The 11308-nt window shown below is 68.1% G+C and carries 10 protein-coding genes; 6 read left to right on the plus strand and 4 right to left on the minus strand.

Going from position 1 to position 11308, the window contains the following annotated elements:
- Positions 1-303: 303 nt before the first annotated feature.
- From GD429_RS23095 to GD429_RS23105, 3 genes are all read left to right on the plus strand, one after another.
- Positions 304-1776, plus strand: coding sequence for a winged helix-turn-helix domain-containing protein (locus GD429_RS23095; RefSeq protein WP_152860257.1), 1473 nt, complete (start codon positions 304-306; stop codon positions 1774-1776).
- 103 nt (positions 1777-1879) lie between these two features.
- Positions 1880-2251 (plus strand): response regulator transcription factor, encoded by a 372-nt coding sequence (locus tag GD429_RS23100; protein WP_152860259.1) that lies wholly within the window; start codon positions 1880-1882, stop codon positions 2249-2251.
- A 106-nt stretch (positions 2252-2357) separates the two neighbouring features.
- Positions 2358-3032 (plus strand): response regulator transcription factor, encoded by a 675-nt coding sequence (locus GD429_RS23105; protein ID WP_152860261.1) that lies wholly within the window; start codon positions 2358-2360, stop codon positions 3030-3032.
- A gap of 258 nt (positions 3033-3290) precedes the next feature.
- On the opposite strand, the gene GD429_RS23110 is transcribed toward GD429_RS23105, so the two are convergent.
- Positions 3291-4730: an efflux transporter outer membrane subunit gene (locus tag GD429_RS23110; protein WP_152860263.1), complete on the minus strand. Its 1440-nt coding sequence runs from the start codon at positions 4728-4730 to the stop codon at positions 3291-3293.
- Complete coding sequence (locus GD429_RS23115) at positions 4727-5755, minus strand: HlyD family secretion protein (RefSeq protein ID WP_321574804.1); 1029 nt, start codon at positions 5753-5755, stop codon at positions 4727-4729. Before GD429_RS23115 ends, GD429_RS23110 begins: the two co-directional genes overlap by 4 nt.
- Positions 5756-5838: 83 nt before the next feature.
- On the opposite strand from GD429_RS23115, the gene GD429_RS23120 reads away from it, so the two are divergent.
- On the plus strand, positions 5839-7419 hold the full coding sequence (locus GD429_RS23120; protein WP_152860265.1) for an MFS transporter: 1581 nt from the start codon (positions 5839-5841) through the stop codon (positions 7417-7419).
- A gap of 153 nt (positions 7420-7572) precedes the next feature.
- Here GD429_RS23120 and GD429_RS23125 read toward each other — a convergent pair whose 3' ends face one another.
- Positions 7573-8394 carry an alpha/beta fold hydrolase gene (locus GD429_RS23125; protein ID WP_152860267.1) on the minus strand — a complete coding sequence of 274 codons (822 nt, stop codon included), beginning with the start codon at positions 8392-8394 and terminating at the stop codon, positions 7573-7575.
- A gap of 546 nt (positions 8395-8940) precedes the next feature.
- Between GD429_RS23125 and GD429_RS23130 the strand changes: the two genes are divergently transcribed.
- The gene (locus GD429_RS23130) at positions 8941-9366 is read left to right on the plus strand and encodes a DUF3331 domain-containing protein (protein ID WP_152860269.1); all 426 of its coding nucleotides are present in this window, start codon (positions 8941-8943) and stop codon (positions 9364-9366) included.
- Between the two features lie 70 nt (positions 9367-9436).
- Complete coding sequence (locus GD429_RS23135; RefSeq protein ID WP_152860271.1) at positions 9437-10258, plus strand: alpha/beta fold hydrolase; 822 nt, start codon at positions 9437-9439, stop codon at positions 10256-10258.
- Positions 10259-10307: 49 nt separating this feature from the next.
- Here the strand turns inward: GD429_RS23135 and GD429_RS23140 are convergent, their stop codons facing one another.
- Positions 10308-10949 carry an HD domain-containing protein gene (locus GD429_RS23140; protein ID WP_152860273.1) on the minus strand — a complete coding sequence of 214 codons (642 nt, stop codon included), beginning with the start codon at positions 10947-10949 and terminating at the stop codon, positions 10308-10310.
- Positions 10950-11308 lie beyond the last annotated feature (359 nt).

The raw sequence follows: 11308 nt of genomic DNA on the forward strand, positions 1-11308 counted from the left end.
GGGTGGAGCGGGGTGAAAGCGGTTCGTAAAACGGGGGCGGCAAGGCCGGGTTGCGCACGTCTGGGCATGTTCCGTGCATTGTCCGCCAGCCTGAGGAAATTTGCAGTACCCGCCCCACGCCGTTCCCGACGACCGGGCCGGCCGGTACCCGACTAAACCTATAGATAATGGCCGGCGCGCCCGCCGCGCCATACGATAGGTTCAAGCCTTCCGGCACGCATCGATGCGGCCGGACGGGCGAAACAGAGGGTGTCGCCTCACGAGGCGGCGCAAGGTGCGGAGCAGCATAACCGAGTGCGGATCATGTACACGTTCGGGCGGGTGACGGTTTCCCTTGAATGCCGGGAAGTCTGCGTCGACGGGCAGCCCCGGTATATCGGCGCCCGCGCATTCGAGATTCTCGAGCTGCTGGTGAAGGCGGCCGGCAGGCTCGTGTCGAAGGACGAGATCATGCAAGCGGTGTGGCCGAACACGATCGTGGTCGAGAACAACATCCAGGTGCACATCTCGACGCTGCGCAAGCTGTTCGGCGGCAAGCACGGCTGGATACGGACCGAATCGGGCCGTGGCTATCGGCTCGCGCCGCCGGCCGACCTGGCCTATGCCGACCGTCAGCCGGACGGGGTCGAACCGGCGCGCGGCGCCCGGGCGGGCACCGCACCGCGCAAATGTCCGCTGATCGGCCGCGAGCAGGAAGTGGCCGAGCTGCACGCGCTGCTCGAGCGCGAGGCGCTCGTCACGCTGGTCGGCCCCGGCGGCGTCGGCAAGACGCATCTCGCGCTGGAGGTCGCGACCGCCTGTTCGACGGTGCGCGGCATCGAGATGGTCCGGATCGATCTTGCCGGTTGGCAGGGCGGCGCGACGCTGGAGTCCGCGGTGCTGGACGCGCTCGACCTGCCGGGCGGCCCGGATGCCGGGCCGGCCGATGTCGTGCGCGCAATTGCCGGGCAGCGCGTCATGCTGGTGCTCGATAACGCCGAGCAGCATGTCGACGAGCTGGCGGACCTCTGCGAAGCGATCGCCGAGGCAAATGCCGGCGCGCTACTGGTCGTGACCAGCCGCGAACCGCTGCGTGTCGCCGGCGAGCGCGTGTATCGCGTCGGGCCGCTGGCCGTGCCGCCGGCCGGCGCGGACGACGGCGAGATCGTCGCGTGCGGTGCCGTCCGCATGTTTCTGGCCCGGGCGCGCGCGATGGGCACCGACATTCCCGCGGATGCGAAGACGCTGGACGCGATCGCGACCATCTGCCGCCGCCTGAGCGGCCTGCCGCTCGCGCTCGAGCTCGGCGCGGCCCGCGTCGCGCTGCTCGGGATCCAGGGGCTGGCGGCCGATCTCGACAAGTCCGTGCTGTCGTTGTCCGGCGGCCTGCGTACGGCCCATCCGCGCCAGCAGAACCTGCGGGCCACCATCGAGTGGAGCTATCGGCTGCTCGGCGAGGCGGAGCGCACCGTGCTGTGCCGCCTCGCGGTGTTTCCGGATGCGTTCCGGCTCGATGCGGCATGCACGCTGGCGGCCTGCGACGAACTGTGCGCCGCTCGGGTGCTCGACTGCCTGGTCAGCCTTGCGTCGAAATCGCTGCTGGTCGTTCATTCGGTCGGACTCTCGAAGCGTTATTCGCTGCTCGAGGTCGTGCGCGCGTATGCGCTCGAGAAACTGGCGGAGTCGGGCGAAGCCGGCCGCGTCCATGCCCGGTGTGGGTCCTTCGCCGGCGAGGCGCGCGCGGAGGCGCCGGCAGCGTCCGCGCAACCGCTGCTGGCGGCAGGGCCGTGGGCATGACACACGGGTCGCGCGGGCATGGCGCGCGGCGGTTGCGCCTGTCGATGCGGCGCAGGCTGCGTCGCGATGTTCCGGATTGACACAATTTTCAGGTTCCCATTTCATGGCCCTTGTTTGCATCATCGATGACGATGCGTCGGTCCGTAAGAGTCTTGCCAGCCTGCTGAAATCGGCTGGTCATACCGCATTGCCGTTCGCGTCGGGCGAGGAATTCCTGGCGGCCGGCCCGCCGGACGACGCGGCTTGCGTGCTGGTCGATCTGAAGATGAAGGGGATGAGCGGCCTCGACGTCCAGCGTCTGCTGGCTCAGCGCAAGCCGACGCTTCCGGTCATCTTCATGTCGTCGCACGGCGACGACGAGTCGGTCCGTCGCGCGCTTGCGCAAGGCGCGGTCGCGTTCCTGCGCAAGCCGTTTCCGTCTGACGATATGCTCAACCTGATCGATCACGTCGCATCCGGCGCGCCGCCTGCCTGAGCGGCGGCCCGTCGGCCGGCCGAGCCGCGTGCGGCGAGGCGGTTTCGTTCGGTCGCTTCTTAGTTTATCATTCGATAATGAAGCGAATGCCTACACAGGAAATGCCATGGCGAGCACGCCGGATATGACGTCGATCAGCAACCGGGGCGGAGGCGACTCCGCCCCGATCGTCTATGTGGTCGACGACGACGACACGCTGCGGCGCGCGTTGAGTTCGCTGTTGCGTTCGGCGGGATGGCGCGTCGAGACGTTCGCGTCGTCGCGGGCATTTCTCGCGTTCGAGCGGCCCGCCGTGCCGAGCTGCCTGATCCTCGACGTGCGCCTCGCCGACGAGAGCGGGCTGGCCCTTCAGGAGGAAGCGGTGCGTGCGGGCCTGAACGTGCCGATCCTGTTCATGACGGGTTACGGCGACGTGGCCACGACGGTCAAGGCGATGAAGGGCGGCGCGCTCGACTTCCTGACGAAGCCGTTCGACGACGAAACGATGCTCGATGCCGTCGGCCGCGCACTGGCCCGCGACCGCGAGCGCCTTGCGCGCGACCGTGCACTGGACGCGGTGCGTGGGGCCTATGCGTCGTTGACGCCACGTGAGCGCGAAGTGATGAGCCAGGTGGTCGCGGGCCTGATGAACAAGCAGATCGCGGCGAATCTCGGCCTGCAGGAAATCACGGTGAAGGTGCATCGGGCCCAGGTGATGAAGAAGATGCAGGTCCGCACGCTGCCGGATCTCGTGCGGCAAGCCGAAGCGCTGGGTGTGGGCCCGGCCGGCGCACGCGACTGAGCGGGCGTGCCGGCGCGTTCGATGCAACGGCGCCGGCTTCGGCTTCGGCGCAATGCCGCGGGCTCGCGTATACGCCCGGCGGGATGCGCTCGACGCGCCATTTTCAGGCGATCCATGACAGGTCTCGCTTCGGTGGAAGCTGGCATGACCAATCCGTGCGGCACGCTGGCACCGGGCAACGCAAAAAACGTTAGGTAAGCTTACGATGGATATGAAGATGCGCGAGGCCGTTCGAGCGGAGACGGAGGGCGCGTTTTTTCAGAATCGATCAGCGTGTTTCGCGTCGCTCGTCGGTGTCGACGCAGGCGGCGTCCACCCGCCGCCCAGCGCGCGCACCAGATTGACCGTCGCGATCGCGAGTGCCTGGCGGCTATGAATCAGCTGACGTCGTGCATTCAGTGCGTCCCGGTCCGCGTCGATGACCTCGAGATAACTGACGTAGCCGTGCCCGTAACGGCTCAGCGACAACCGCGCCGCCGCTTCGGTGGCGCGCGCAGCGCTGTCGTAGCGCACGATCCGCTCTTTTTGCGCGGCGATGTCGTTGAGCGCGTCCTGAACCTCGCGTAGCGCACCCAGCGCGGTCGCGCGATAGTTCGCGTCGGCGAGGTCCGCGCCGGCCGTCGCGGCGGCCACCGCGGCTTCGCGCTTGCCGCCGTCGAACACCGTTTCGGCCACGCTCGCGCCGAGGCCCCACAGCGAACTGTTGCGATCGAGAAACGCGCCGAGGTCGCGGCTGGCGAACCCGCCCTGGGCGGTCAGCGTCAAGGTCGGAAGCCACGCGGTGCGGGCGACGCCGATTTCGAGCGATGCCGCGTCGACGCGGCGCACCGCCGCATAGACGTCCGGCCGTTGCGCGAGCAGCGCGGACGGCAGGCCGGGCGGCACCTCCGGCACGCGCATGGCGGACGCGGTCGGTGCAACCGAGAATGCGGTCGGCGAGACGCCGGTCAGCACGGCGAGCGCGTCGACGAGGTTTTCGCGCAGCCGCCGGCTGTCCGCGAGATCGGCGCGAGCCGTATCGAGATCGGCCGCCGCGCGCAGCGCATCGAGATCGCTCGCCGCGCCGGCCCGCACGCGCGCGGCGATCACGTCGAGTGCGGTGCGTCGCAGCTCGATCGCGCGGGCCAGCGTCGCGAGATCCTGCTCGACGAAATGGAGCGTCAGGTAGTCGCTCGCGACGTCGGTCGCGACGCGCAGGCGAACGGCCGCACGATCCGCGTCTGCCTGCAGCACGTTCTGCCTGCCGATCTCCGCATTGCCGCGCAGGCGACCCCACAAATCGACTTCATAGCCGGCGTTGAACGGCACCGACCAGTTGTGCATCGTGCGTTTCGGTAACGCGTTGTCGACCGTGCCCGATACGCGCGAGCGACTGAACGACGGATCGACGCCGACGGTGGGCGCGAGTGCGGCTTCGCGCACGCCGAGCAGCGCCTGCGCCTGGGCGACGCGCGCCGCGGCGGCGCGGATGTCGTGGTTGCCGGCGAGCGCGGCATCGACGAGCGCGACGAGCGGCGGAGCGCCGAACGTTGCGGGCCATTCGACCAGCGACGGTGCGGGTTCGTCGGGCGCAGCCGCATGGCGGAACCGGTCGGCTCCGACCGCGACGGGGGCGAGCGGCTGTGGCGCGATCGTGCACGCGCTCAGCAGGCCGGCGGCGAGCAGGGCGGCGGCGAGCAGGGCGGCGATGCGGGTCATGGCTGCTCTCGGCTGCGTTGCAGCGAGACGACGACCGACAGGCCGGGCCGAATGCGCGGTTCGCTCGAGGCCGGGCCGTCGAGCAGGATCTTGACGGGCACCCGCTGCGTGATCTTCGTGAAATTGCCGGTCGCGTTGTCGGGCGGCAACAGCGAGAATTGCCCGCCCGTCGCGGGCGACAGGCTGTCGACGTGTCCGCTGAAGGTCCGGTCCGGCAGCGCGTCGAAGCGCAACTGCACGACGTCGCCGGCGCGAACGTGCCGGAGCTGGGTTTCGCGGAAGTTCGCGACCACCCACGGGTGCGGTTCGACGAGCGTGAGCAGCGCCTGGCCGGGCGCGACATGCTCGCCGGTCTCGACGGTCTTCTTGCCGACGTAGCCTTCCGACGGCGCCACGACGGTCGTGTATTGGCGCTGGAGCTCCGCATCGCGCAACTCGGCATCGTTCTGGTTCGACACGGCATCGGCAGCCTGCTGCGCGGCCTGTGCGCTGCGCCGCTGCGCTTCGGGCGCCTCGATGCGTGCGCGGGCGGACTTGCGTGCCGCGTTGGCGGCATCGAATTCCTGCTGCGACAGCCCGCGCGGCGTTTCGCGGGTCAGTTCGCGTGCCCGCGCGTAGTCGAGCTCGGCCTTCTCGGCGTCGGCATGCGCCGACACGAGCGTCGCTTCGGCTTGCTCGACCAGCGCCTTCGCGCGGCTCGCATCGGAGCGCGCCTGCGCGACGCGGGCCCGCTGCAGCGCGACGCGCACGTCGAAATCGCGCGGGTCGAGCCGCACGAGCGGGTCGCCCGCGTGCACGAACTGGTTGTCGTTCACCAGCACGCGCTCGACCGTGCCGGCCACGCGCGGCGAGATCACGTGCAGGTGGCCCGTCACGTACGCGTCGTCGGTGCCGCGGTCATGCGCATCGAATTCGTACACCAGCAATGCGACGAGCAGCAGCGCGCATCCGGCGATCAATACCGCCGGCCACTTGCGCGAGCGCGCGGTGGAAGTGGGCGGTGTGTCCGGCGAGTTCGTGGTCACGATCGGGATACTCCATGGAACAGACGGGATTCTTCACATCGCGCTATGCTTGCGCGAGCTTTTTGTGCGGGAGCCGCTCGACGATGAACACCACGTTCGCCCACGATGGCGCGACACCGGGGCCGGCCGCAGCGCCGGCCTCCGACATACCGACGTTTCGTTCGATCGCCGCGATCGCGGCCGTGCTGCTCGGCGCGATCATCTCGACACTGACGTCGCGCATCACGTCGCTCGGGCTCGCCGACATACGCGGCGCGCTCGGCGTCGGGTTCGACGAGGGCGCGTGGATCAACACCGCGTTCATCGCGTCGCAGATGTTCGTCGGGCCGCTCGCGATCGCGGCGGCCTTCGTGTTCGGCACGCGCCGCGTGCTGCTGGCGGGCGCCGCGGTATTCCTGGTCGTCGAAAGCGTGCTGCCGCTGTGCACGAACTTCGGCACGTTCATCGTGTTCCAGAGCCTGGCCGGTTTCGCGTCCGGCGTGTTCGTGCCGCTGACCGTCGGGTTCGTCGTCCGCACGCTGCCGCCGCGGCTGATTCCGTTCGGCATCGCCGCGTATGCGATGAACCTCGAGATGTCGCTCAACCTGTCGGCGACGCTCGAAGGGTGGTACAGCGAACACCTGAGCTGGCGCTGGCTGTTCTGGCAGAACGCGCTGCTGACCGTGCCGTTCATCGTCTGCCTGATGCTGTCGCTGTCCACCGAGCCGATCAAGCGCATCGCGTCCGGTATCGATACGCGCGGCATGCTGCTCGGCGCCGGCGGGTTCGCATGCCTGTGCATCGCGCTCGATCAGGGCGAACGGCTGTTCTGGTTCCAGTCGCCGCTGATCGTCACGCTGCTGTGCATCGGCATCGTGATGGTGGCCGCGTTCCTGATCCACGAACTGACGTCGCGACGGGCCGGGCTCGATCTCGGCTACCTCGCGCTGCCCAACGTCGCGTTGCTGATCCTGCTCGTCGGCCTCGTGCGCTTTACCGTGCTCAACACGAGCTTCATTCCGTCGGCGTTTCTCGCGAGCACCTACGGGCTGCGCCCGCTGCAGATCGGCGATACGCTGCGCTGGATCGCGATGCCGCAGCTGCTGTTCGCACCGTGCGTGGCGTGGCTGCTGCAACGCGTCGATCCGCGCCGGCTGATCGTGGCCGGCTTCGCGATGGTGGCGGTCGCGTTCGCGCTCGGCGCGCAACTCACGCCCGTCTGGGCCGAACCCGATTTCATCCCGTCGCAACTGCTCCAGGCGTTGGGGCAGACGATGGCGCTCACGTCGGTCGTGTTCTTTTTCGGCAAGCATATGACGGCCGAGCACGCGCTGACGTTCGGTGCCGTCGTGCAGACGACGCGCCTGCTGAGCGGGCAGCTCGGCACGACGTCGATCACGGTGATCCAGCGCATCATGGAGGCTACCCATTCGAATCTCGTCGGTCTGCATGTCACGCTGTCGGATCCGCAAACGCTGGAGCGCCTGCGGGCCGGCGCGGCGTCGCTCGTGTCGCACGGCGCGACCTTCGCGACCGGCGACCAGGCAGCTTATGCGCTGCTCGACCGGGCGGTTCGCATCCAGGCAACCACGCTCGCACTGGCCGACAATTTCCGTGTCGCGACGGCTTTCGCGGTCGCGGGGGTGTTGATCGGCATGCTGCTCAGGCCGGCGCGTGCGCCGTGAGCGTGCGACGCCGGATCGGCGGATCTTGCGCTTCGACGATCCTGGCGATCGCGTACGCCGCAACGGCATCGCGACGACCTGAAAATTCCTGAAACGTGCTGAAGGGCGCGCCGGCCTGAAAGCCTGAAGGCCGGGCGCGCCTTGCCGCGATGCTTACGCCTTCAGGAACGCGAGCAGTTCGGCATTGATCCGGTCGGCGTTGACGACGCACATCCCGTGCGCGCCGCCGGGGATCACCTTGAGTTGCGCGTGCTTCACGATCTTCGCGGACAGGCGGGCCGAATCGTCGATCGGCACGATCTGGTCGTCGTCGCCGTGCAGGATCAGCGTCGGGACGTCGATCTTCTTCAGGTCTTCGGTGTAGTCGACCTCGGAGAATTCCTTGACGCACAGATACTGGCCATGGATGCCGCCCATCATGCCCTGTGCCCAGAACGCGTCGATCGTGCCCTGCGACACCTTGGCACCCGGACGGTTGAAGCCGAAGAACGGCACGGCGAGATCCTTGTAGAACTGCGAACGGTTCTCGGCGACGTTCTTGCGGATCCCGTCGAATACGTCCATCGGCAGGCCGCCGGGATTGGACGCCGATTTCACCATCTGCGGCGGCACGGCGCCGATCAGCACGGCCTTCGACACGCGCTTCGTGCCGTGGCGCCCGATGTAGTGCGCGACTTCGCCGCCGCCGGTGGAATGGCCGACGAGCGTGGCTTCGCGCAGGTCGAGCGCATTCATCAGCGCCGCCAGATCGTCGGCATACGTGTCCATGTCGTTGCCTTGCGACGGCTGGCTCGAGCGGCCGTGACCGCGGCGGTCGTGCGCGATCACGCGGTAGCCGTGCTGCACGAGGAACAGCATCTGCGCGTCCCACGCATCGGCGCACAGCGGCCAGCCGTGCGAGAAGACGACCGGGCGGCCGCTGCCCCAGTCCTTGTAGTAGATCTGCGTACCGTCTTTGGTGGTGATCGTGTTCATCGCATAGGCTCCTTGATGGGCGGAAGCGGCGTGTTTGGGGGCGGCTGCGGCGGCGGCCGGCAGCGCGGCGGCTGCAACGGCGGTCGCGCCGGCAAGCAGCATGTCTCGGCGACGCGCCGAGGGAACGGCGTCGATGTCTGCTGGACGCATTGGGACTCCTTGAACGTGCGGTGGAACGATGCCGCGTTGGATGGATGGTTCGGACCTGCCCGCATGCGGCAATCGCGCCGGCAGCCGGCGTGCGTTCGCGGTCGCGGGCCGGCAGGCGCGCGACCGCGAACGAACGCCGACAGGAGCCTATCGCGGGGTCATGCGGCCTGTACTGAAATCGCGCTGAATTTTCATGAAGCCGGTCGCGGCGCACGCCGCGCGCCGCGCCGGCCAGAAAAATTAAGCGTGGAATCAAGATTCTTCAGCGGCGGCTCGTTATCGTCAGCATCAGGTCATCCCGTCGCGGATCTTGCCAGTTCGTGCCGGCGGATGACGACCGCAATGCGGGCGGGTGCGAACCATCCGCACCCTTTGCCACTTGCCTGGGTACCCGCCATGGACGAATTCAATCGCTGGGAGCACGTGATGACGCTGCTCGACCCGTCGCCGGCCGCGAGCCGCTGTGCGCCGTCGCATCTTCGCGACCCGGACGCCGCGCGCCGTCGCCATCGTGACGACGCGCCGCCCGCGTGCATCGGCGGCGTGCGGCGCCGTTGCGCGATCGTCGCCGCCGAGCGGCAGACCGATTCGTCGGTCCTGGTGTCGTGGAGCGATCCGACGCGCTGCCGCTACGACGAGCAGCGCTGGATCAGCGCAAAGTCCCGCGCCCTCGGCCGCTGCGCGCTGACCGGCATCACGATTCATACCGGCGATGCGATCTACAAGCCGCAGTGGCGCGGCGCGAAGCGCCCCGCGAACTACCGCGAGGTGATCCTCGCGTCCGAACTGGAGCGGTTCATCGTCAGGCTGTCCCGTTCATGACCCGGGACGGTGCGCCCTGTCCGTCGGCCATCGCTGGCGACCGCTGCATTTTCACCGCTGAGGAATCTTCATGAGCACGTTCACGACACGCGACGGCGTTTCGATCCACTACAAGGACTGGGGCGCAGGGCGCCCGGTCGTGTTCATTCACGGCTGGCCGCTGAATGCGGACATGTGGGACGTCCAGATGCATCATCTCGCATCGAACGGTTTTCGCTGCATCGCCTACGACCGGCGCGGCTTCGGCCGATCCGGCCAGCCGTGGACGGGGTACGACTACGACACGCTGGCGGACGATCTCGCGACGCTGATCGAGACGCTCGCGCTGCGCGACGTGACGCTCGTCGGTTTTTCGATGGGCGGCGGCGAAGTGGCGCGCTACATCGGCCGGCACGGCACGCGACACATCGCGAAGGTCGTCCTGATGGGGGCGGTGACGCCGCTGGTCGCGCGGCGAGACGACCATCCGGACGGCGTCGACGTGGCCGTGTTCGACGGTATTCGCGCGGGCATCGTGGCCGATCGCGCGGCATTTTTCGAGCAATTCTGGCCGCTGTTCACCGGTTCGAACCGGGCCGCTTCGACGATCTCGCGCGCCGCGCTCGACTGGACCTCGTTCATGGCGCTGCAGGCCGGATTGAAGGGCACGCTCGATTGCGTCGGCGCGTTCTCCGAAACCGATTTCAGGGCGGATCTCGACAAGTTTGACGTGCCGACGCTCGTGATTCACGGCGACGACGACCAGACGGTGCCGCTCGCGCTCACGGGCGCGGCCACGGCGAAGCGCGTGCCGCACGCGACGCTGAGCGTCTACGAGGGCGGGCCGCATGCGCTGTATCTGACGCATGCGCAACGATTGAACGACGAACTGCTGGCGTTCGCCCGCGCATGACCTGGCGGCGGCCGTGACGTGGCGGTGCGGGCCCGGCCGACCGGCCGGCTCATTCCGCCCATTTCGATCCGAGCACCAGGCCGCAGAAATTCATACGACGATAGTCCGGGTCGCAACGCTCGAGCACGTCGGCGCCGACGTTGCCGAACGCAGCGGCAGGGCGATGTGCGGTGCCCGCGGCGAGCGCCTCGAGGAACAGTTCCTTGAAACACGGGCCGCGCGGCCACGCGTTCAGAATCTCGTCGCGTTCGGATCGGCCCACGTCGTCGAAATGACGCGCGAAGAGATCCGTCTCGATGCCTGCGCCAAGCAGCGCCGTCAACGGCGTCATGTACGGGTGAATGCCGAAGCTCGTGTGCAGCGCGATCGCGCGCCAGACCTCCTCCGCATCGTCGGCGGCGACGCCGTATCCGCCGAGGAACGCGTGTGCGGCGTTCGCGCCGTCGATTTCGAAGCGCCGGCGCGAATGCCGGTAGCGCTCCGTCAGCCCGAAGTGATGGAACAGCGCGGCGACGTACAGCAGTTCGGCGTCGAAGGCGATGCCGCGACGCAACCCGATGATCGACGCAAACGCGAACACGCGCATCGCGTGCCGGAACAGGAGTTCCGGTGCGCCGGCGCGCACGGTCGCGGCGGCCTCCCGTGCGATCGGGCCGTCGGGAATCCGGATGTCGGCGATACGGTTGCCCATGGTCGTGTTCCTCGCGGCGTGACGGCGGGCGCTCGACGGTGGCGCCGTCGAACCATCGTCGCGCGCCGCGCCGCTGAATGTCCTGAGCGGCGCCTGAATCGTTCTGAAAGGAAAATCCGACCGGTTCTCACGCCCGACATCGATTTCGCTGTGCTTTGCACGTCGCTTTTACCAGGTTTTTTCGCAAGCCATGCGAACTGCGATTTCAATTAACGAAATCGCGAAACTGATTTGGGACAATCGGCCGTTTTATCCGGTGAAGCGGGTTCGCGGATGAACGAATGTTTCGCACATTGAAAATCCAGGGTGCCGTGGTGCACCGTGCCGGGCGGGGCGGGGCGCGGCGCATACCGGGAGAC

The sequence above is a fragment of the Burkholderia sp. BE17 genome, assembly GCF_009362305.1.
Classification (GTDB): domain Bacteria; phylum Pseudomonadota; class Gammaproteobacteria; order Burkholderiales; family Burkholderiaceae; genus Burkholderia; species Burkholderia pyrrocinia_C.

What these genes read in the sequence shown, in the direction of transcription:
- GD429_RS23100 (WP_152860259.1), top strand. Translation starts at nt 1,880, where the DNA reads ATGGCCCTTGTTTGCATCATCGATGACGATGCGTCGGTCCGTAAGAGT.
- GD429_RS23140 (WP_152860273.1), bottom strand. Translation starts at nt 10,949, where the DNA reads ATGGGCAACCGTATCGCCGACATCCGGATTCCCGACGGCCCGATCGCA.
- GD429_RS23105 (WP_152860261.1), top strand. Translation starts at nt 2,358, where the DNA reads ATGGCGAGCACGCCGGATATGACGTCGATCAGCAACCGGGGCGGAGGC.
- GD429_RS23095 (WP_152860257.1), top strand. Translation starts at nt 304, where the DNA reads ATGTACACGTTCGGGCGGGTGACGGTTTCCCTTGAATGCCGGGAAGTC.
- GD429_RS23130 (WP_152860269.1), top strand. Translation starts at nt 8,941, where the DNA reads ATGGACGAATTCAATCGCTGGGAGCACGTGATGACGCTGCTCGACCCG.
- GD429_RS23135 (WP_152860271.1), top strand. Translation starts at nt 9,437, where the DNA reads ATGAGCACGTTCACGACACGCGACGGCGTTTCGATCCACTACAAGGAC.
- GD429_RS23125 (WP_152860267.1), bottom strand. Translation starts at nt 8,394, where the DNA reads ATGAACACGATCACCACCAAAGACGGTACGCAGATCTACTACAAGGAC.
- GD429_RS23110 (WP_152860263.1), bottom strand. Translation starts at nt 4,730, where the DNA reads ATGACCCGCATCGCCGCCCTGCTCGCCGCCGCCCTGCTCGCCGCCGGC.
- GD429_RS23120 (WP_152860265.1), top strand. Translation starts at nt 5,839, where the DNA reads ATGAACACCACGTTCGCCCACGATGGCGCGACACCGGGGCCGGCCGCA.